The sequence below is a fragment of the Streptomyces rishiriensis genome, from assembly GCF_003112535.1.
Classification (GTDB): domain Bacteria; phylum Actinomycetota; class Actinomycetes; order Streptomycetales; family Streptomycetaceae; genus Streptomyces; species Streptomyces rishiriensis.
The window spans coordinates 154,979-175,335 of record NZ_BEWA01000015.1; the positions used below are offsets into that span (position 1 = coordinate 154,979).

The 20,357-nt window shown below is 73.2% G+C and carries 20 protein-coding genes; 6 read left to right on the forward strand and 14 right to left on the reverse strand.

Annotated elements, in window-relative coordinates:
• Positions 1–13 precede the first annotated feature (13 nt).
• Positions 14–652, reverse strand: coding sequence for a nucleoside/nucleotide kinase family protein (locus Sri02f_RS26195; RefSeq protein ID WP_109003762.1), 639 nt, complete (start codon positions 650–652; stop codon positions 14–16).
• Between the two features lie 57 nt (positions 653–709).
• Here Sri02f_RS26195 and Sri02f_RS26200 point away from each other — a divergent pair, with 57 nt between their 5' ends.
• From Sri02f_RS26200 to Sri02f_RS26210, 3 genes are all read left to right on the forward strand, one after another.
• Positions 710–1,105, forward strand: coding sequence for a YybH family protein (locus Sri02f_RS26200; RefSeq protein ID WP_109003763.1), 396 nt, complete (start codon positions 710–712; stop codon positions 1,103–1,105).
• 63 nt (positions 1,106–1,168) lie between these two features.
• Positions 1,169–1,921: a beta-phosphoglucomutase family hydrolase gene (locus Sri02f_RS26205; RefSeq protein WP_109003764.1), complete on the forward strand. Its 753-nt coding sequence runs from the start codon at positions 1,169–1,171 to the stop codon at positions 1,919–1,921.
• Positions 1,918–4,263, forward strand: coding sequence for a glycoside hydrolase family 65 protein (locus tag Sri02f_RS26210; RefSeq protein ID WP_109003765.1), 2,346 nt, complete (start codon positions 1,918–1,920; stop codon positions 4,261–4,263). The genes Sri02f_RS26205 and Sri02f_RS26210 overlap by 4 nt, the downstream gene beginning before the upstream one ends.
• Before the next feature lie 87 nt (positions 4,264–4,350).
• Here the strand turns inward: Sri02f_RS26210 and Sri02f_RS26215 are convergent, their stop codons facing one another.
• Complete coding sequence (locus tag Sri02f_RS26215; protein WP_109003766.1) at positions 4,351–5,310, reverse strand: hypothetical protein; 960 nt, start codon at positions 5,308–5,310, stop codon at positions 4,351–4,353.
• An 11-nt stretch (positions 5,311–5,321) separates the two neighbouring features.
• Positions 5,322–6,788 (reverse strand): APC family permease, encoded by a 1,467-nt coding sequence (locus tag Sri02f_RS26220; RefSeq protein ID WP_109003767.1) that lies wholly within the window; start codon positions 6,786–6,788, stop codon positions 5,322–5,324.
• A 331-nt stretch (positions 6,789–7,119) separates the two neighbouring features.
• Here Sri02f_RS26220 and Sri02f_RS26225 point away from each other — a divergent pair, with 331 nt between their 5' ends.
• On the forward strand, positions 7,120–7,581 hold the full coding sequence (locus Sri02f_RS26225) for a DUF5709 domain-containing protein (RefSeq protein WP_109003768.1): 462 nt from the start codon (positions 7,120–7,122) through the stop codon (positions 7,579–7,581).
• A gap of 28 nt (positions 7,582–7,609) precedes the next feature.
• Here Sri02f_RS26225 and sthA read toward each other — a convergent pair whose 3' ends face one another.
• Positions 7,610–9,013 (reverse strand): Si-specific NAD(P)(+) transhydrogenase, encoded by a 1,404-nt coding sequence (gene sthA, locus Sri02f_RS26230; RefSeq protein ID WP_109003769.1) that lies wholly within the window; start codon positions 9,011–9,013, stop codon positions 7,610–7,612.
• 49 nt (positions 9,014–9,062) lie between these two features.
• Positions 9,063–9,272, reverse strand: coding sequence for a hypothetical protein (locus tag Sri02f_RS26235; RefSeq protein WP_109003770.1), 210 nt, complete (start codon positions 9,270–9,272; stop codon positions 9,063–9,065).
• Positions 9,273–9,451: 179 nt separating this feature from the next.
• Here Sri02f_RS26235 and Sri02f_RS26240 point away from each other — a divergent pair, with 179 nt between their 5' ends.
• The gene (locus Sri02f_RS26240; RefSeq protein ID WP_109003771.1) at positions 9,452–11,710 is read left to right on the forward strand and encodes an MMPL family transporter; all 2,259 of its coding nucleotides are present in this window, start codon (positions 9,452–9,454) and stop codon (positions 11,708–11,710) included.
• Here Sri02f_RS26240 and Sri02f_RS26245 read toward each other — a convergent pair.
• From Sri02f_RS26245 to Sri02f_RS26255, 3 genes are all read right to left on the reverse strand, one after another.
• On the reverse strand, positions 11,655–12,755 hold the full coding sequence (locus Sri02f_RS26245; RefSeq protein WP_109003772.1) for a PP2C family protein-serine/threonine phosphatase: 1,101 nt from the start codon (positions 12,753–12,755) through the stop codon (positions 11,655–11,657). The genes Sri02f_RS26240 and Sri02f_RS26245 overlap by 56 nt on opposite strands.
• Before the next feature lie 48 nt (positions 12,756–12,803).
• Positions 12,804–13,724, reverse strand: a complete 921-nt coding sequence (locus Sri02f_RS26250; RefSeq protein WP_109003773.1) for a Gfo/Idh/MocA family protein — start codon at positions 13,722–13,724, stop codon at positions 12,804–12,806.
• Between the two features lie 86 nt (positions 13,725–13,810).
• Positions 13,811–14,029 (reverse strand): hypothetical protein, encoded by a 219-nt coding sequence (locus Sri02f_RS26255; RefSeq protein WP_109003774.1) that lies wholly within the window; start codon positions 14,027–14,029, stop codon positions 13,811–13,813.
• A 251-nt stretch (positions 14,030–14,280) separates the two neighbouring features.
• Here Sri02f_RS26255 and Sri02f_RS26260 point away from each other — a divergent pair, with 251 nt between their 5' ends.
• Complete coding sequence (locus tag Sri02f_RS26260; RefSeq protein WP_109003803.1) at positions 14,281–14,544, forward strand: DUF5133 domain-containing protein; 264 nt, start codon at positions 14,281–14,283, stop codon at positions 14,542–14,544.
• A gap of 88 nt (positions 14,545–14,632) precedes the next feature.
• Here the strand turns inward: Sri02f_RS26260 and tgmB are convergent, their stop codons facing one another.
• The 6 genes from tgmB to Sri02f_RS26290 all read right to left on the reverse strand — a co-directional run bounded on the left by tgmB (position 14,633) and on the right by Sri02f_RS26290 (position 20,335).
• Positions 14,633–15,619, reverse strand: a complete 987-nt coding sequence (tgmB, locus tag Sri02f_RS26265; protein WP_109003775.1) for an ATP-grasp ribosomal peptide maturase — start codon at positions 15,617–15,619, stop codon at positions 14,633–14,635.
• 15 nt (positions 15,620–15,634) lie between these two features.
• A complete protein-coding gene (gene tgmA, locus Sri02f_RS26270) occupies positions 15,635–15,826 on the reverse strand; it encodes a putative ATP-grasp-modified RiPP (RefSeq protein ID WP_109003776.1) in 192 nt (63 codons plus the stop codon).
• Between the two features lie 223 nt (positions 15,827–16,049).
• Positions 16,050–16,337, reverse strand: coding sequence for a DUF1232 domain-containing protein (locus tag Sri02f_RS26275; RefSeq protein WP_109003777.1), 288 nt, complete (start codon positions 16,335–16,337; stop codon positions 16,050–16,052).
• 308 nt (positions 16,338–16,645) lie between these two features.
• Entirely contained in the window at positions 16,646–18,769 is a 2,124-nt protein-coding gene (locus Sri02f_RS26280; RefSeq protein WP_109003778.1) for a xanthine dehydrogenase family protein molybdopterin-binding subunit, read from the reverse strand.
• Positions 18,766–19,761 (reverse strand): FAD binding domain-containing protein, encoded by a 996-nt coding sequence (locus Sri02f_RS26285; protein ID WP_109003779.1) that lies wholly within the window; start codon positions 19,759–19,761, stop codon positions 18,766–18,768. The genes Sri02f_RS26280 and Sri02f_RS26285 overlap by 4 nt, the downstream gene beginning before the upstream one ends.
• Before the next feature lie 4 nt (positions 19,762–19,765).
• On the reverse strand, positions 19,766–20,335 hold the full coding sequence (locus tag Sri02f_RS26290; RefSeq protein ID WP_109003780.1) for a (2Fe-2S)-binding protein: 570 nt from the start codon (positions 20,333–20,335) through the stop codon (positions 19,766–19,768).
• Between the last annotated feature and the right edge of the window lie 22 nt (positions 20,336–20,357).

Sequence of the window (20,357 nt, forward strand, 5' to 3'; positions counted from 1 at the left end):
CGCGGCCCGGACGTCACAGGGGCAGCGGCACCAGCAGGTCGGCCCGCTCGCGCGTCGCCGCCACCAGCTCGGCGTTGCGCTGATCGCTCCTCAGCACCCAGGCCACCGCCTCCTCGTGCGCCTTGCCGAACTCCTCGTGCCGGGCGACCAGCCGGCGCACCCGCTCGTCCTCGTCGCTCTCGCAGAACCACACCTCGTCCAGCGCGGCCCGTACCCGCCGCCACGCACCGGTGCCCAGCAGCAGGTAGTTGCCCTCCGTGACCACCAGCCGTACCGCGGGCGGTACGGGCACGGCCCCCGCCAGCGGCTGCTCCAGCACCCGCTCGAAGCCGGGCGCGTACACGGTGTCCTCGCCGTCCGCCTCGTCCCGCAGCCGCCGCAGCAGCGCCGCGTAGCCGGCCGCGTCGAACGTGTCCGGCGCGCCCTTGCGGTCCCGGCGGCCGAGCCGGTCGAGCTCGGCGTCGGCCAGGTGGAACCCGTCCATCGGGACCTGGACGGCCCAGGGCTCGCCCGCGCCGTTCAGCTCCCGCACCAGACGCCGCGCCAGGGTCGTCTTGCCCGCGCCGGGACCGCCGGCGATGCCGAGCAGCGCGCGCCCGCCTCCCCCGGCGAGAGAACGGGCCCGGCGCAGCAGATCATCGAAAGTGAGCACACAGCAGAGTGTCGCAGTCTCCTGGAAGGAGACCCGCAGGGAGAGGAGGACGACCTTTTGCCCGACGACGAGACGCAGATCCGTACCCTGATCACCCGCTGGGCCGACGCCGTCCGCCGCGGGGACCTCGACACCGTCCTCGCCGGCCACGCCGAAGACCTGGTCCTGTACTACGTCCCGCCACCGCACGCGGGCCTGCGGGGCCTGGAGGCCTACCGCGCCCTGTGGCCGCCGTTCTTCGCCTGGCAGAGCCAGGGCGCGTGCTTCGACATCGACACCCTCGACGTCACCGCCGGGCAGGACGTCGCCTACGCCCACGCGCTGCTGCGCTGCGGCACGCCCCAGGAGCTCGCCGAGAACCCCACGCTGCGGCTGCGCCTCACCTTCGGCCTGCGCAAGGAGGGCGGCCGCTGGCTGATCGCGCACGAGCACCACTCGTTCCCGCACGAGTGAGCACGCCAAGGTGTGGCGCGCGCCACACTGTTGAGGGGGACGATCGCGGGGAACCGGGCCTGTATGACGACGACGCTCGGCCTCCCCGAAGCCATCCAGGCCTGTCTCTTCGACCTCGACGGGGTCGTCACCCGCACGGCCGTCGTCCACGCGGCGGCCTGGAAGGAGACGTTCGACGCCTTCCTGCGCGAACGCGACGGTGACGGATTCCGGCCCTTCGACGCGGGCCATGACTACGACGAGTACGTCGACGGCCGCCCGCGCGCGGACGGCGTGCGCGCCTTCCTCGCCTCACGGGACGTCCGGCTGCCCGAGGGCGGCCCCGACGATCCGCCCGACGCGCAGACCGTGCACGGCCTCGGCAACCGCAAGAACGAACTCCTCCTGGAGAAGATCCGCACCCAGGGCGTCGAGGCCTACGACGGCACCCTGCGCTATCTCGAAGCGGCCCGCGCCCGCGGACTGCGCACGGCGATCGTCTCCTCCAGCGCCAACGCGCGGGACGTGCTGCGGTCCATCGGCGCCGAGGGCCTCTTCGACGTACGCGTCGACGGCGTCGTCGCGGCGGAGCGGGACCTGCCCGGCAAGCCGCACCCCGACACCTTCCTCGCCGCCGCGCGCGACCTGGGCGTCGAGCCGGCGGGGGCGGCCGTCTTCGAGGACGCGCTCGCCGGGATGGACGCGGGCCGCTCCGGGAACTTCGGGTATGTGGTCGGCGTTGACCGGGTCGGACAGTCCGACGCGCTGTACGCGCACGGCGCGGACGTCGTGGTGGAGGACCTCGAGGACCTCCTCGGGCAGGGAGGGCACGCGTGATCACCCAACGGTCGTACGCCGTCGAGCCGTGGTGTGTACGCGAAACGGAGCTCAACCTCGACGTCCTCGCCCAGAGCGAGTCCGTCTTCGCGCTGTCCAACGGGCATGTGGGCTGGCGGGGCAATCTCGACGAGGGCGAACCGCACGGTCTGCCCGGGGCGTACCTCAACGGCGTCCACGAACTGCACCCGCTGCCCTACGCCGAGGCGGGCTACGGCTATCCGGAGTCCGGGCAGACGGTCATCAACGTCACCAACGGCAAGATCCTGCGGCTGCTGGTCGACGACGAGCCGTTCGACCTGCGCTACGGGCGGCTCGTCACCCACGAGCGCGTGCTCGACCTGCGCCGGGGCGTCCTGGAGCGGACCTGCGAGTGGACCTCGCCCGCCGGATCCACCGTGCGGGTGCGCTCGACCCGGCTGGTCTCGCTCACCCAACGGGCCGTCGCCGCCGTCGCCTACGAGGTGGAGGCCGTCGGCAGCCGCTCCCGGGTGGTGATCCAGTCCGAACTGGTCACGAACGAGAGCCTGCCCGACCCGAACGGCGACCCGCGCGCGGCGCGCGCCCTGAAGTCGCCGCTGGAGCCGGAGGAGGACGTGGCCGTCGGCCGCCGCCTGCGGCTCGTGCACCGTACGAAGCGCAGCGGGCTGCGCGTGGCCGTGGCCGCCGACCACACCGTCACCGGCCCAGACCGGACCACTGTCAGCAGCGAGAGCAACGTCGACGTCGCCCGTCTCACCGTCACCTCCGTGCTGGAGCCCGGCGAACGGCTGCGCGTGGAGAAGCTGGTCGCGCACGGCTGGTCCGGCGCCCGCTCGCGGCCCGCGATGAGCGACCAGGTGGAGGCGGCCCTCGCGGCGGCCGGACACAGCGGCTGGGACGGCCTGCTCGACGAACAGCGCGCCTACCTCGACGACTTCTGGTCGCGCGCGGACGTCGAGGTGGGCGGCGACGAGGAGATCCAGCAGGCCGTCCGCTTCGCCCTCTTCCACGTCCTGCAGGCCGGCGCCCGCGCCGAACAACGGGCCATCCCCGCCAAGGGGCTGACCGGTTCCGGGTACGACGGCCATGCCTTCTGGGACACCGAGACCTTCGTACTGCCCCTGCTCACCTACACCGCTCCCGAGGCCGTAGCGGAGGCCCTGCGCTGGCGGCAGAACACCCTGCCCGCCGCCCGGGAGCGGGCCGTCCAGCTCGGGCTGCGGGGCGCCGCGTTCCCCTGGCGCACGATCGAGGGGTCGGAGGGCTCGGCGTACTGGCCGGCCGGGACCGCCGCCTTCCATGTCAACGCCGACATAGCCCACGCCGTGGTGGGCTACGTCGCGGCGACGGGGGACACCGGCTTCGAACGCTCGACGGGCGTCGAACTGCTGGTGGAGACCGCCCGGTTGTGGCGCTCGCTCGGCCACCACGACGCGCACGGCGCGTTCCACATCGACGGCGTCACCGGACCCGACGAGTACAGCGCGGTCGCCGACGACAACACGTACACCAATCTCATGGCGCGGGCGAACCTCCTCGCCGCCGCCGACGCCGTCGAACGCTATCCGCAGGAGGCGGCCGGGCTCGGCGTCGACGACGAGGAGAGCGCGGCCTGGCGGGATGCCGCACAGGCGGTGTACGTGCCCTACAACCACGATCTGGGCGTCCACGAACAGCACGCCGGGTTCACCCGCTACCAGCAGTGGGACTTCTCCGGCACCCGCGCCGACCAGTACCCGCTGCTCCTGCACTTCCCCTACTTCGACCTGTACCGCAAGCAGGTCGTCAAGCAGGCCGACCTGGTCCTGGCGATGTACACCTGCGCGAGTCACTTCGACGACGAGCAGGTCGCCCGCAACTTCGCCTACTACGAGCCGCTGACGGTGCGCGACTCCTCCCTCTCGGCGTGCTGCCAGGCCGTGATCGCCGCGCAGGCCGGCCATCTCGACCTGGCCTTCGACTACACGACCGAGGCCGCGCTGATGGACCTGGCCGACCTGGAGCACAACACCCGCGACGGACTGCACATCGCCTCCCTGGCCGGCACCTGGACGGCCCTGGTCGCGGGGTTCGGCGGGCTGCGCCGTGACGCCGACGGCCTGCGCTTCGCGCCCCGGCTGCCGCAGCGACTGAGCCGGCTGGCCTTCAGCGTCCAGTTCCTCGGCCGGCGGCTGCGCGTGGAGATAGGCCCGGACAAGGCCGCGTACGCCCTCCTGTCCGGCCCGCCGCTGACGCTCCATCACCACGGCGAGCCGGTACGGGTGAACGGCGAGGGACCCGTCGTGCGCGCCGTGCCGCCGCTGCCGGACCGCCCGGCGCCGCGACAGCCCCTGCACCGGGGGCCGCACACCCGCCTGTAGTCCGCGGGCCGCGAGCAGCCCGCCGCCGGTGGCCGGCGCGCGACGCCCCGCCCGGCCCGGTCCCCGGCCCTGCCCGGCCGGGCGGGTTCAGTCGCGCACGCTCCACTCCTTGCGCCATCTGGCGATCTGCTGCGCGGGATCGCCGGTGCACGACCAGGGAGTGCGCGTCGCCCGACGGCCGAGGATCCCCAGGAGCTGCGCCGCCACGTCCGCTGCGCCCGCCGAACACGCGGCGTGCGCGAGGTGGTTGACGTCGCGCAGCTCGCCCGGGGCGACGGCGTCGTCCCGGCGGCCCATGATCCAGCGGTCCCAGGTGCGGCGGACGTCGCTGACCGCGCCGTCGTTGTTCCAGTGCTGGCCGAGGCCCACCGAGGCGGAGCGGCCCGACGTGCTGTCCAGGGCGTGGCGGAACTCCTCGACCCGCGCGTACTGCACCAGCACCGGCAGCGCGCAGCCCGGCGGGGCCACGCCCGCCGCGTCCCGGGCGAAGTCATACATCAGGCCGTGCGAGCCGTGCCAGCGGGCGGAGTAGTAGTGCAGCACCTGGAGGTGACCCTCCATGCTGTAGGGGTCCCGCCGGTGCAACTCGTCCCACCAGCGCGCCAGTTCCTGCCTACGCACACCGGAAGGGTAGAGGCGGGCCACCGAGATCAGCGAGGTCCACGGCGTCGGGTCGTCGGGGCAGGCGTCGGCCGCGGCCAGACAGGCCAGCACCGCGCCGTCGACGCGATGCTGCTCGATCGGCACGCCCCGGCCCGCGGCGATCGCCAGGTTGAACGCCCGGGCCGTCTCGGTGGCCGCCCGCAGCACCAGCGCGTCGGCGCTGTGCGGCTCGGCGGCGAGCCACGTCTCCACGGTCGAACTGCTCGCGCAGGCCTGCGCCAGCATCCGCACCCGGTGACCTCGGGCCAGACGGTCGGGGCCGGTCGAGCGCAGCAGGTCCCGCAGCCCCTGCCAGCGGCCGATGACGATGTCGTGCCGGACCGAGGAGAGAGCGGCGTCCCCGCAGTCGGGGTCGAAGTCGGGGGCGAAACGGTCCCGCGCCATCACGTCCCCTCTCAGAAGTCGGTGGGGAGACCGTCGTGGGGGTGGGCGACGGGGCGGCCGTCGGGCACGTAGTCGGTCCGGACGGTCAGTGAGGCGTCGAGCCGGGCGGGCCGGTAGTAGTCGCTGCCGCGCCGCCAGTACCAGAGCATCGGCGCCAGTCCCACCGCGAGCCCGCCGATGCCGATGGCGACGGCCGCCGGGGCCAGTTCACCCAGCGACTCGGCGAAGACCCAGAACATGAACAGCGCGCCGAACAGCGGCCACAGCCCGCCGAGGACGAAGTCGGACAGGGACGTCAGCAGCGTTCTGCGGTAGGCGACGACGGCCGCCAGGCCCGCCAGACCGTAGTAGACAGCGATCTGCAGCCCGATCGCCGAGATCGCGTCGGCGAGGATGTCGCCCACCGAGCCCAGCAGGTTGGAGGCGACGAACAGCGCCAGCGCCACCCCGCCCACCACCGTGATCGCCACCCAGGGCGTGTTCCAGGTGCGGTGCACCCGGCCCAGCGCGGAGGGCATCGTACGGTCGCGGCCCATCGCGAAGAGCGAGCGGGTGACCTGGATGAGCGTCGTCTCCAGGGTGGCCACGGTCGACAGCATCACCGCCACGATCAGCAGCTTGCCGCCCCAGCCCGGCCACACCTCCTGGCCCAGCGCCGCCAGCACGTTCGCGCCGCTGTCCTCGATCTGCTGCGAACTGAGGACGACGTCGACCGCGATGGTGAAGACCTCGAAGAGCAGGAAGACGACGCCGACGCCGACCAGTCCGGCGAGACCGGTCGTGCGGCGGCTGTCGCGCGTCTCCTCGCTGAGGTTGCTGGTCACGTCCCAGCCCCAGTAGTAGAACGCCGCGACCAGCGCCCCGGACGCGAAGCCGGACACCCCGTGGAAGTGGCCGAAGCCGAGCCAGGACCAGTCGAAGGGCAGCGAGTTGTCCGTGTGGAGGAGCGCGAGCACCGCGAACAGCGCCAGGATCGCCAGTTCCACGCCCGACATGATCAGCTGGGCGCGCACCGTGAGCCGGGCCCCGCCCAGCACCACGGCCAGCATGACCAGGAACCAGGCGGCGCCGACGACGGTGGACAGCGCGGTGTCGTCGGCGAGGCCGTCGTCGAACAGGGCGAGCGTCATCGACCCGGCCGGCAGCGACCCCGCCACCATGAAGACGGTCGCCGAGACGACCAGCGCCCAGCCGCTGATGAAGCCCAGGAAGGGGTGGAGCGTGCGCCCCACCCAGGAGTAACTGGCCCCCGCGTTCACGTCGATCCTGCTGAGCCTGCTGAACGCCAGGGCGATGCCCAGCATCGGTATCGCGCAGTACAGCAGCGCCGCCGGCCCCGCCAGGCCCACGGCGCCCGCCAGAACCGCCGTCGTGGCCGCGATGGAGTACGCCGGGGCGCTGCCCGCGACCGCCATCACCACCGTGTCGAAGGTGCCCAGCACGTTCGCCTGGAGCCCTCTTCCGATGCTGTCGCTCATCGTTGCGCTGCTTTCCTTCGTGCACGCCGCCCGGGTCGGGGAAAGCCCCGCGGCGTAGGGGGGTGGGGGGTGGAGCGCCGCCGCGGTCCGGGAGGGATGGCCTCGAAAGACGTCGGCGGAGAAAAGCGCGAGGGCGCCGTCCGAGCACTGCGTCGACGGACGGTCACACCGAGTGTGCGAGTGACTATAGCCCTAAAGATTGAGCTTTCAAGATTGAACGGCTGGGTAATGTGCGACCCCTTCTGCGCAGGTGACATGTGTCGCGATTGGAGCGGGCCGCACGGGAAACGCGGACGGGGAAGACAGCAGCGCGACCAGGCGAGGAGGCACCATGGGCACGGAGTCCGAGGCGATGGGCGACGACGTCTACCAGCCCACCGGATCCAACGAGGAGCAGGAGGACGGCGCACCGCTCGACCTCCAGGACGCCCTCGACGAACGCACCTACGACGACACCCTGGACGAGGGCTACTCCCCGCCGGAGAGGCCGCTCGGCGTGACCAAGTACGGCACCACCGCGGCCGAGCAGCACGAGGGCGAGAGCCTGGACCAGCGGCTCGCCCAGGAGGTCCCGGACACCTCCGAGCCGGCCGGCGACGGCGTCGGGGACCTTCCCGGCGGCGAGGGCGAGCCTCTCGACCCCGAGGCCGGCGACCGGCGTGCGGGCCGGCTCGTCGCCCCCGACGAGGGCGCCCATCCGGACGCCGTCAAGGAGGAGATCGCCCGGGACGTGGGCGTGGACGGCGGAGCCGCGGGCGCCGAGGAGGCCGCCGTCCACATCGTCGAGGAGTGAGCGTCCCGCGGCGCGCCGCCCGCGACCGTCAGTCCCCGATCCGGTCCAACTGCCGTAGCCGGTTGGTGGCGTCGAGGGCGGCGACCTTGTACGACTCCGCGAGCGTCGGGTAGTTGAACACCGCGTCCACCAGATAGTCCACGGTGCCGCCGCAGCCCATCACGGACTGCCCGATGTGGATCAGCTCGGTCGCCCCGCTGCCGAAGCAGTGCACGCCCAGCAGGGTGCGGTCCTCGGGGGATACCAGCAGCTTGAGCATGCCGTGCGCGTCGCCGATGATCTGCCCGCGGGCCAGTTCGCGGTAGCGGGCCACGCCCACCTCGAACGGCACCCGTTCCTCGGTGAGCTGATCCTCCGTGCGCCCCACGAAGCTGATCTCCGGGATGGTGTAGATCCCGATCGGCTGGAGGTGGTGCATCTGCCCGACGGGCTCTCCGCAGGCGTGGTAGGCGGCGGCGCGGCCCTGCTCCATGGCCGTCGCCGCGAGCGCGGGGAAGCCGATGACGTCACCGACGGCGTAGATGTGCCCGACCGGCGTGCGGTAGTGCTCGTCGACCTCGATGCGCCCGCGCCGGTCGGCCGTCAGCCCGGCCTTGCCGAGGTCGAGTTCGTCGGTCAGGCCCTGGCGGCCCGCCGAGTACATCACCGCGTCCGCCGGGATCTTCTTGCCGCTCTCCAGGACGGTCAGCGTGCCTCGCGGATGCCGTTCCACGGCGGCCACGGTCTCCCCGAAGCGGAAGGCCACCGCCAGGTCGCGCAGGTGGTACTTGAGCGACTCGACGACCTCGACGTCGCACATGTCGAGCATCCCGGCCCGCTTCTCCACCACCGTCACCTTGCTGCCCAGCGCGGCGAACATGCTGGCGTACTCCATCCCGATCACGCCGGCGCCCACGATCACCATCGACTGCGGAACCCGCTCGATGGTCAGGACGTTGTCGGAGTCGAGGATGGTCCGCCCGTCGAACTCCACGCTGTCCGGCCGCGCCGGCCGGGTCCCGGTGGCGATCACGATGTGCTCGGCGCTGATCAGCTGCTCCTGGCCGGTCACCTCGCGCAGGGCGATCGTGTGGTCGTCGACGAACCGGCCGGTGCCGGCGAACAGGGCGACGTGGTTGCGGGTCAACTGGCTGCGGATGACGTCGGTCTCGCGCCCGACCACGTGCTGGGTGCGGGCGGTCAGGTCGGCGACGGTGATGTTCTCCTTGAGGCGGTAGCTCTGTCCGTACAGGTCTCGCTGGGTGAGGCCGGTGAGATAGAGCACCGCCTCGCGCAACGTCTTGGAGGGGATGGTTCCGGTGTGGAGGGAGACCCCGCCGACCATGTCGGGGCGGTCGACGACGGCCACCCGGCGGCCTAGTTTGGCCGCGGCTATGGCGGCCTTCTGGCCGCCGGGACCTGATCCGATGACGAGCATGTCGAAGTCGGGCACCCTCCGCAGTCTGGCAGGGCGGGGGGTGTCGGGGAAAGGGCGGAGGCGACTAAGGCAGCAGCTTCTCGATCGCGCCGGGTCCCTCCTCGGCGAGCTTGCGCCGCGCCCACGCGAGCGTGCGCGGATTCAGGTCGCGTCCCGTGGCGAGGACCATGTCCTCCGCGGAGACGTCGGTGCCGGTGCGGGTGTGGAGCAGATCGTCCGGGGTGACGCGGTCGTCCGGGGAGGGTCGGGCGGCGCCCGGCTGTGACGTCGGCATGATGTCGGCTCCTCGCGTCCGAAGGAATGTACTAACACCATTCATCCTGGAGCCGCACCCTGCAATCGCGATCACCGCGGCCGAGATGCCGCGATGATCGCGCTGGGGTGTAATGGGCTGTGTCGGGGCGTCCCAACCACTGTGCGGCGGCATCGCCGTACGGCAGGAAGGCCCAGCTCATGGAACCCACCGCTGCCGGGAAACCCCGACGGGGGGGACTGCGCAGACTCGGCGCCTGGTGCGCCCGTCACTTCCTGTTCGTCATCATCGCCTGGCTGGTCGCCCTGGTCGCGCTCCAGGTCATCGACCGCGCCGTCGGCGGCACCTTCGAGGACAACTTCGCGCTCTCGGACACCCAGTCCCAAAAGGGCCTGGACGTCCTCAAGGAGCACGACCCGCAGGCCGGCGGATACAGCGCGCAGATCGTCATGCGCGACGACCAGAAGGCCCTGAGCGCGCTGAGCGCGCAGATGTCCACCACGGTCGGCGACCTGCAGAAGCTGCCTCACGTCCTGTCGGTGCAGAACCCGCTCACGCAGAGCCCGACCAAGGTCGGCCCGGTGTCGGGCGACGGCAAGACGGGCTACATCACCATCCGCTTCGACCAGCAGCCCAACACCCTCGGCGACGCGTACCTGAACGGCGTCGACCAGGCCGTCCAGCCGCTGCGCGCGGCCGGCGCCGACGTCGAGTACGGCGGCTCGCTCGGCGAACTGGCCCGCCCGAAGGCCAACGACCGGATCAGCGAGGCCATCGGCTTCGCGGTCGCGATCGTCGTCCTGCTCATCGGCTTCGGCAGTGTCATCGCCGCCGGCCTGCCCCTGATCACCGCACTGATCGGGGTCGTCGCGGGCCTCGCCGTCCTCGGGCTGCTGGCCGCCGCATTCACCTTCGCGACCGTCTCGCCGACCCTCGCCACCATGATCGGCCTCGGTGTCGGGATCGACTACGCCCTGTTCCTCATCACCAGGCACCGGCAGAACCTGGTCGACGGCGCCGATCCCGCCGAGGCGGCCGGACACGCCACCGCCACCAGCGGCCGCGCCGTCCTCGTCTCCGGCACCACCGTGATCATCGCGCTGCTCGGCCTGTACGCCTCCGGGGTGTCCTTCATCGGCAAACTCGGCATCGCCGCCGCCGTCACCGTCGTCTCCGCCGTCGCCGCGGCGCTCACCCTCGTTCCGGCCCTGCTCGGGCTCATCGGACACCACATCGACCGCTGGCACGTGCGCAGGCCCGTCGCCGAGACCGACGCCGAACCGGGCGCCACCCCGCACGGCACCTGGCACCGTTACGCCAAGCGGGTCGAACGCAGGCCCTGGCAGTACCTCGCCGGCGGCGTCGCCGTCATCGCGATCCTCGCCATCCCCGTCTTCTCCATCCAGCTCGGCCACATCGGCGACGGAGCCGACCCGACCTCCTTCACCGACCGGCGGGCCTACGACCTGATGACCGACGCCTTCGGCCCCGGCTCCAACGGCCCGCTCACCGTCGTCATCGACCAGACGTCCGTCCCCACCGACAAACGCTCCGACCTGCAGTCCCAGGCGCAGAAGACGCTGAACGCCGTGCCCCACGCGGCCACCGTCACCCCGCTCACGCCCACTCAGGACGGCGACGTGCTGATCGGCACCGTCTACTCGGTCCAGGCCCCGCAGGACGCCACCACCACCGGCCTGGTGAACCGGCTCAAGGACACGACCCTCCCCGACGCGGTCTCCGGCTACGACGCCAAGGGCTATGTCACCGGCACCACGGCCGCCCAGGTCGACTTCCGCGACATCGTCGCCAGCCGGCTCCCGCTGATCATCTGCGTGGTCGTCGGCCTCGCCTTCCTGATCATCCTCGCCGTCTTCCGCGGCCTCCTCGTCGCCGTCAAGGCCGCCGTCCTCAACGTCCTGTCCATCACCGCCTCCTACGGCGTCGTCGTCGCCGTCTTCCAGTGGGGCTGGGGCGGGCCCGCGCTGGGCGTCAACGGCGACGTGCCCATCGAGAGCTATGTGCCGATGATGATGTTCGCGATCATCTTCGGCCTCAGCATGGACTACGAGATCTTCCTGCTCTCCCGCGTCCACGAGGCGTGGCTGCGCACCGGCGACGCCAAGGACTCCGTCGCCCACGCCCTGGAGATCACCGCCCGGGTCATCACCTGCGCGGCCCTGATCATGGTGAGCGTGTTCTCGGCGTTCATCATCAGCGACAACATCGTCGTCAAGATGCTGGGCCTGGGCCTCGCCGTCAGCGTGCTGATCGACGCCACCGTGGTCCGGCTGCTCATGGTGCCCGCCGTCATGACGCTGCTGGGCTCGCACGCCTGGTGGACGCCGCGGTGGCTGGACCGGATCCTGCCGCACATCGACGCCGAGGGCGACGCCGAGACCCTCAGCGGTCCCCGGGGCGGTCCGCCGCGGTCTCCGGGGCCAGGACGAGCATCGTGACGTCGTCGCGGACCGCGGAGGCGTGGCGCAGGACGTCCGCCCACACCCGGTCGGCCGTCGTCGCCGCGTCGGCGCCGGCGGCGAGCGCGGGCAGCCGGTCCAGCAGGGGATAGAACACGCCCGCGGCGTCCCTGGCCTCCGAGACGCCGTCGGAGGCGAGGAAGAGGCGGTCGCCGGGGCGCAGCGGGAGGACCGCGGCGGTGAGCCGGGCGCCCGGCAGACCGAGCCCGAGCGGCGTCCACGGCGCCACGACCACCTCGGCGGCGGCGCCGTCGCGCAGCAGCACGGGCGGCGGATGCCCGCACGCGACGACGCGCACGGCGTCCGCGCCCGGCGTGAACTCCACCAGGACGGCCGTCGCGAACAGCTCGGCGTGCGCCACCCGCGCCGAGTCCACCACGAGCCTGCGGTCCAGGCGGGCCGCCACCGACTCCAGGTCCGGCTGGTCGAGCACCGCCTCCCGGAACGCCCCGAGCAGCGAGGACACCGTCGCCACCGCCGCCAGCCCGTGCCCCTGCACGTCCCCCAGCACCGCCCGCACCCCGCGGGCGCTCTCGCGCACGTCGAAGAAGTCGCCGCCCACCAGCGTCCCGCGCTGCGCCGCCCGGTACAGGCCCGCGCACCGCACCCGCCCGACCCGCTCGGGCACCGGCGGCGCCACGGCGCGCTGGGCCGCCTCGGCGATGGTGCGCTCGGTGTCCAGTTGCTGGTCGCGCCGGTGGCGCACGAACGCCACGAACACGCTCAGAAGCGCCACGAACGACACCGTGAGCACATCGGTCTGCCCCGGCCGGTCGAGCTGGAACGCGGGCACGTTGAGCATCACGACGACGGCCACGCCCAGCACCGCGGTGACCGCGGGCCCGTACGACAGCACCGCCAGCGGCGGGATCGCGCCCAGCAGGAAGCCGATGTCCAGCGGGTCGGGACTGATCAGCGTGGCGACGCAGACGCCCGCCGCCAGCGCGAGCGGCAGCGCCCGCACCCAGCGCGGCGGCGGCGCGCCCCGCAGCCAGCCCCGCCGGTCCCCGTCCAGTCGTCCCACACCCCCACGCTCCACCCCGGCGCGGGTGGGCGCATGCCGAGATGCCCGTCAGTCCCGGCGGGCGCCGGGAGCGCCGAGCCGGCGTGCTCCCTCGTCCAGCAGGGCCTCGACGTCGGCCAGCACCTCCGTGACGCGCAGGCCGAACGCGGCGTCGCAGGGGTGGGGGCGGCCGTCGCGGGCCGCGGCGAGCAGCTCGTCCGCGGCCCGGGTGAGGGCGTCGGCGGCGTCCGCGCCGCCCTCCGGGAGCCGGGTCACCCCCGCCGTGCCGCGGAGCTCGAGGCTCGCTCCGGCCGCCGCGGGCGGGGCCGTCAGGCTGAGCGTCAGCGTGCTGGAGACACCGTTCGCGTGGTCCAGCACCGCATGGACGGTGTCGCCGGGGCCATGGGCCGCGGCCGCCACCCGACGGACGTCGCCGAGCACCGGCAGCAGCACGGACAACGCATGCGGGCCCACGTCCCACAGGGCGCCCTTCTCCCCGCGCCAGGGCGTGGCGAACGGGCTGTCGCTCTCCTCGTGGAAGACGTCCCCCAGCCACTGGGCGTGCGCCGTGAACCACCCTCCGGCGTCCGCCTGTTCGGCGATCCAGGCACGGGGCGCGGTCATGAACCGGGTGGTGAAGAAGACGACGGAGGCCACCCTGGCCTCCCGTACGGCCCGTTCCACGGCCCGCGCCCCCGTCACGGACGCGGCGACGGGTTTGTCCAGCAGAAGATGTCGGCCGGCTCCGGCGGCCCGCACCGCGAGGCGCGCCTGGACGTCGGGCGGCAGGGCGACGGCCACCGCGTCCACGTCCGCGAGCAGGGCGTCGACGTCGTCGTAGGCCCGGGTGCGGTGGCGGTCGGCCAGCTCCTCGGCGGCCTGCGGCCGACGACCCCAGACGCCGACGAAGTCGAGCCCCTCGTGGGCTTCGAGGACGGGGGCGTGGACCAGGCCGGCCCAGGGGCCGGTGCCGAGCAGACCGATGCGCATACCGCTGACTCTCCCTGCCGTGGCCGAACTGGCGTCCCCGGGCGAGCCTCGCACACCGGGAGCGGCGAGTACATCCCGGCCGGCCCTCAGGCCGCCCGGACCTCGTCCGCCGCGCCCGTCATCGTGCCCGTCGCCACGGCCGCCCCGGTCTGCGTGGCGCCGCCCGGTATCAGACGCAGGTGCCGTCGGCGGCCGGCGTGGCGGCGCTTGACCGCGACCGGGGCGAGCAGGCGTTGCTCCACCCGGTCCATGAAGGCCAGCAGAACGGACATCAGCGGCAGCAGCAGCACGGCGACCCAGAGCACGGCTTCTCTCCTCGGCAGGCGACAGGATCCCGGGTGCTCCGAATCGGACGGCTGATGCCTGCCGGGACGCGGTCGGGGACGAACGGACGCGGAGAACGCCCGTCAGCGGCGCGTACACGGACCCGCACAGCGGGCGGGTCGCGTGAGCGGTCATGGCCGGATGGAGACCCCCGCGGGAGGGATGGACGCCCGACACGCATGAATCGCCCAGGTCCGGGCACTCGCAGCGCAAAGAGGAGAGAGGGGTGCTCGTGATCGTTCCGGACCCGAAGGTCGCCAGGACGTTGCTGACCCGCTACGCGACGCTGAGGATCGCTCAGGCGGAGAGGGAGACGCCGCAGGCGGCTCGTGAGCTTCAGGACGTGACGTACACCTTGTGCGTGCTGATGGGCACGCCCGACGTCCGCCAGGCGGTCGCCGCGGCGGACGCCCTGCTGGAGTCGGCGGCGCCGACGCCCGCGACAGACGCGGAGCATGCCGGGCACGCCGAGAACGGACTGTCGCTGGCGGTGTGAGGCGGTGTGAGGCGGTGTGAGGACGGCGAGGCGCCGGCTCCCGGGCGCGGCGGTGCTCCTTTTCGAGCCACCGCCGCGCCCGGGCACGTCACGACGTGGCGGAGCCGCACCGGTCGGCGTGCCGGACGCCCGGCTCCGGGGGCGGACCGGCCAGCCATTCCGCGATGGTGCGGGCGATCGGCTGGCCGGTGTCCACCTCCACGAAGCCGAACTGCCCCGACTGGTTGCACTCCAGGAACCACCACGTTCCGTCGGCGTCCTCCGCGAAGTCGAAGGCCCCGTAGGCCAGTTCCGCTTCCAGCAGATACCTGCGCACGGCCTCGGCGAGCCGCGGCGGGACCTCGGCGGGACGCCAGGGCGTGGTCGACGGCGAGAAGCGCACGTCCACCACGTCGGGGTCGCCGCCGGGGACCGTCTCCTTGCGGGCGGCCAGCAGGCGGTCGCCGACCGCGGTCAGCCGTATGTCGGCCCGCTTGGCGACCCGCCGCTGCAGCAGCGTCGGACCGTAGGCCACGGCGGCGAAGTCCGCGCCCGGCGGCACCCGGGTGGTGGGCACCGCGCGGGGCGGATCCTGCGGGTGCGCCCCGGAGACCGGCTTGACCACCAGATCCGGGTAGCGGTCCGCGAACTCGCGCGCCGCCTGCGGGAACGTGGTGATGAGCGTGGCCGGCACGGGCAGGCCGCAGCGCTGCGCGAGCCGGAGCTGCCACGGCTTGTGCCGGGCGCGCAGGGCCGCGTCCGGGTGGTTCATCCAGCGTGCTCCGGTACCGCGGAGCATGCCGTAGAGCGCCTGTGAGGACTCCTCCGTGAGCCATGCCGACGGCTCGGGCGCCCGAGCGGCGGGGACGCCGGGACGGCGCACCCACACCGACCTGAGCCCGTCGAGGCTCACCAGCCGGCCGGCGGACGACAGGTGGCCGCGGAAGGCCCCGTGCACGAACTCGCCGGACAGGGCGACGGAATGGGTCAGGTCGGCCGGGTCGAACCGGACGACCGGGACGCCGGCGGCGTTCAGGTGCACGACCACCATGTCCGCCGTGACGTCCTCTTCACAGGTGAGAATGAGCACGGTCATGTCGTCGGCCCGTGTTCAGTCGTCGAAGTGGGTCTTGGAGCCCGCCGTAGAGGTCGTCGTCCCCAGTTCTCTCAGGAGGGCGTGGTCGCGCGCGGCGACCCGACCGTCGAGGAGTACGTTCAACTGCAGTCCGTGATCGTAGGCGTACGGAGTGGCGAACTCCAACTCCGCGGCAGGGCGCGCGTAGTTGAGCGTGAACGGTTTCATCGTCTCTCCCTCGTCGGTACTGCTTCGATCAAGCGGTGCCGCTGTGCGACGTCACTCGGGCCCGCTGCGCGGTGCTGGATAGGTGCGACCTTCAGTCACTTATACGAATCGAACGGGGGGTTGGTTTCCCTACTCTCCGTGATCATCGGGGAGTTGGGCGCCGAGCAGGGCGTGGAGCAGGGGAGATCGGGTCGAGCTGGGGTGAAAACGTCTTCCGGAGCGGTCAGTCGGGGAGCTGCTCGGGGCTGTTCCCGGGTGCGCGGCGCATGGTGCGCAGGGCCAGCAGGAGGACGCCGATGTCGTCGAGGTAGACGGGGTCCGGCAGGATGTCGGTGGGCAGCACGAAGTACAGGACCGCCCCCCAGAAGACCCAGCGCGGGCCGGTGGGCAGTCCTGCTCGTCTCAGACCGCGTCGGGCGCGCACCAGGCGCACCAGCACCGTGGCGGCCACGGCGAACAGGGCCGCGGCGGCCAGCGCCGCGACGACGACGAGCGTGGTTGGCGCATCCACGGGCCCTCCCGATGGTCCGTCGCGCGGCGTCTGCTCTCTTTGTCCTGCTCTGTCCGGACCCTGGTGCGTGGTCCCTGTCTGTCGATTTCCCCGCTTTCGGTACCCGGATTCCCGCTTCCCGCGGGATTACCGCATCGGACGCGTCTCACCCGGGTGGCGCGCCCGAGTGGCGCAGTGCGCCGGGCGGCCCGGGTAACGGGGGCCCTGCTGCTGGTCCGGTCGCAGGCCGGGACGGGTTCGTGCCGGACCCGGGACCGGCGTTCCTCGTCGATCCGGGGCCGGCGCGGCGGTCGGCCGGGGGGACCGGGTCAGCCCGGACCGGGTCGGTCGGGGCCGGGTCGGCCGGTCTCCAGCAGGCCGGTCAGCACGCGGTCGGGCGTCAGCGGCAGTTCGCGCAAGCGCACGCCCGTGGCGTGGTGCACGGCGTTGCCGACGGCCGCCGCCGTGCCCACGATGCCGATCTCGCCGATCCCCTTGCCGCCCACGGGGTTGAGGTGGGGGTCGTGTTCGTCGATCCAGTGCGCCTCGATGTCGGGCACGTCGGCGTGCGCGGGCACGTGGTAGCCGGCGAGGTCCGCCTCGGGGAAGTCGCCGAACGCGGCGTCCATGGTGCTGCCCTCGGTCAGCGCCATGCCCAGGCCCATCGTCATCGCGCCGACGAACTGGGAGCGTGCGGTGCGGGGGTTGAGGACGCGCCCCGCCGCGTACACCCCGAGCAGCCGGCGCACCCGCACCTCGCCCGTCACCGAGTCCACGGCGACCTTGGCGAAGTGCGCGCCGAACGCGTGCCGCGCGAAGGCGCTCTCGGCGTCGGCCGTCCCCTCGGTGTCGGCGCGCTCCCGCAGCCCCTGTTCGGGCAACGGGCCCCGGTGCGCGGCGAGTCGGGCGGCGAGCCGTCCGCAGGCCTCGTGGACGGCCCAGCCCCAGGAGGCGGTGCCCGAGGAGCCGCCCGCCAGCGGAGCCGCCGGCAGATCGCTGCTGCCCACCCGGATCCGCACCCGTTCCAGGGGCACGTCCAGGGCGTCCGCCGCGATCTGCGCCAGCACCGTGCGGGCGCCGGTGCCGATGTCGGCGGCGTTCACCTCGACGAGGAACGAACCGTCCGGCAGCGCCTGCGCCGCCGCGGCCGACGGATACACCTGCACGGGGTAGGTGGCGGCGGCCACGCCCGTCCCGAGCAGCCACGGCCCGTCGGCCCGGGCCCGGGGCACGGGGGCGCGGCCCTCCCAGCCGAACCTGCGGGCGCCCTCGCGCAGGCACTCGACGAGATGGCGGCTGCTGAACGGCTTGCCGCTGTCGGGCTCGGCGTCCGGCTCGTTGCGGATCCGCACCTCGACGGGGTCCATGCCCAGCGCGTCGGCCAGTTCGTCCATCGCCGACTCCAGGGCGTACATGCCGGGCGCCTCGCCGGGGGCGCGCATCCACGACGGCGTCGGGACGTCGAGGCGGACGACACGGTGCACGGTGTGCTGGTTCGGGGCGGCGTACATGACCCTGGCCGGGACGGCCGCGTACTCGACGAACTCCTTGATGCGTGACGTGTGCGTGGTCACGTCGTGCGTGAGGGACGTCAGCCGGCCGTCACGGTCCGCGCCCAGCCGCAGCCGGTGCAGGGTGGGCGCCCGGTGGCCGACGGAGGTGGGCATCATCCGCCGGGGCAGCACCACGGTGACCGGGCGTCCGGTGTGCCACGAGGCCATCGTGGCGAGCACCACGTCCGGCCGGGGGGTGCCCTTGGAGCCGAAGCCGCCGCCGACGTGCTCGGCGACGACCGTGATCCGCTCCTCCGCAAGCCCGAACATCCGGGCGAGCGTGGTGCGGACGGCCGTGGTGCCCTGGCTGGAGGTGTGGACGGTGAGCCGCTCGCCGTCCCAGTGCGCGGTGCTGGCGTGCGGCTCCATCGGGTGGTTGTGCAGGGGCGGCACCCGGTAACCGACGTCGACCCGGACGGCCGCGGCGGCGAAGGCGCCCTCGGCGTCGCCCTGCCGGCGCTCGCCCGGATACGTGCCGTTGAGCTCCTCGGGGACGTACGCCCGCGGGTGCCCGGCGCGGAGCGTGACGTCGTGGGACTCCTCCGCGTACTCGACGTGCACCGCGTCGGCCCCGGCCCGTGCCGCCTCCGGGCTGTCGGCCACCACCAGGGCGACGAACCAGCCCCGGTGCGGCACGTCGGGGTTCTGCAGCACGGTGAGCGTGGGGTCGCCGGGCTCGGCCAGGCGGGGCGCGTCGTCGGGCATCAGGACCGCGACGACGCCGGGCAGCGCCAGCGCCGCCGAGACGTCGACGCCGGTCACCCGGCCGCGCGCCACCGTCGCCGGCACCGGACGGGCGAACAGCCGCCCGGCAAGGGGATGTTCGGCGGCGTAGCGGGCGGCGCCGGTGACCTTCTCCGGGCCTTCGAGCCGCTCGGCGGGGGCGCCCAGGGCGGTCATGAGTCCTCCTGGTCGGGCACGAGCCGCGACAGGACGTCGACGGCCAGGTTGCGGGCGAGCGGGACTTTGTAGGCGTTGTCGCGCAGCGGACGGGCCGCGGCCAGCTCCAGGTCGGCGGCCCGTTCGAACGCGGCCCGGGTGGGAGCCGCGCCCAGCAGCGCCTCCTCGGCCAGCCGCGCCCGCCAGGGCCGGTGCGCCAGCGCCCCGAAGGCGATCCCGACGTGTGCGACGACACCGTCGGCGACCTCCAGCACGGCGGCGACGGAGGCCAGCGCGAAGGCGTACGAGGCCCGGTCGCGGGCCTTGCGGTACGCGGAGGGCGCCCCGGCCGAGGCGGCGGGCAGGAGGACGGCGGTGACCAGCTCGCCGGGCTCGATCACGGTGTCCCGCTCCGGATGCGCGCCGGGCAGCCGGTGGAAGTCCGCCGCCGCCACCCGGCGCACCCCCGCCGTGCCGTACAGCTCGACCTCGGCGTCCAGCGCGGCCAGGGCCACGGCCATGTCCGACGGATGGGCGGCGATGCACTGCTCGGAGGCCCCGAGCACCGCGTGGTCGCGGTGGACGCCCTCGCGGGCGCCGCAGCCGCTGCCCGGCCGCCGTTTGTTGCAGGGCTTGGAGACGTCCTGGAAATACGGGCAGCGGGTGCGCTGCAACAGGTTGCCGCCGGTGGTGGCGGCGTTGCGCAACTGGCCCGACGCGCCCGCCAGCACCGCCTGCGACAGGGCCGGCCAGCCGTCGCGGACACGCGGATGGGCCGCCAGGTCGCTGTTGCGCACCAGGGCCCCGATCCGCAGCGAGCCGTCCGGCAGCTCGGTCACCCGGTCGAGCGGGAGCCGGGTGACGTCGACGAGGGCGGTGGGGCGTTCCACGCCGAGCTTCATCAGGTCGACGAGGTTGGTGCCGCCGCCCAGATAGCGGGCGCCCGGATGCGCGGCGAAGGCCTCGGCGGCCTCCGCGAGGCTGTCGGCCCGTACGTAGGCGAAAGATTCCACCGGATCACGTCCTCGGGTTGTGGCCGGTTCCGTTCACGTCCTCGACCGCGTCGACGATGCGGGGGTACGCCCCGCACCGGCACAGGTTGCCGCTGAGCCGCTCGCGGATCTCGTCGCGGTCCAGAGGGACCGGCCGCCCGGACGGCGCCGACGGGTCCGTGACGTGCGACGGGTGGCCCGCCTCCGCCTCGGCGAGCACGCCGACCGCCGAGCAGATCTGTCCGGGCGTGCAGTAACCGCACTGGAAGGCGTCGCGCTCCAGGAAGGCCCGCTGCAGCGGATGCGGGCCCTCGCCGTCACCGGAGAGGCCCTCGACGGTCGTCACGTCACAGCCGTCCAGGGTGACGGCGAGGAGCAGGCAGCTGTTGACGCGCCGGCCGTCGACGAGGACCGTGCAGGCCCCGCACTGTCCGTGGTCGCAGCCCTTCTTCGCCCCGGTGAGGTCGAGATCCTCCCGCAGCAGGTCCAGCAGGACGCGCCGATGGTCGACGGAGAGGGTGTGCGGCTTGCCGTTGACGCGCAGCGTCGTGTCGGAACGGTGGGGCGATGACCGGGGGCCGTGCTCGGTGCCCATGTCCAGGTCCCTTCCGGTGCGG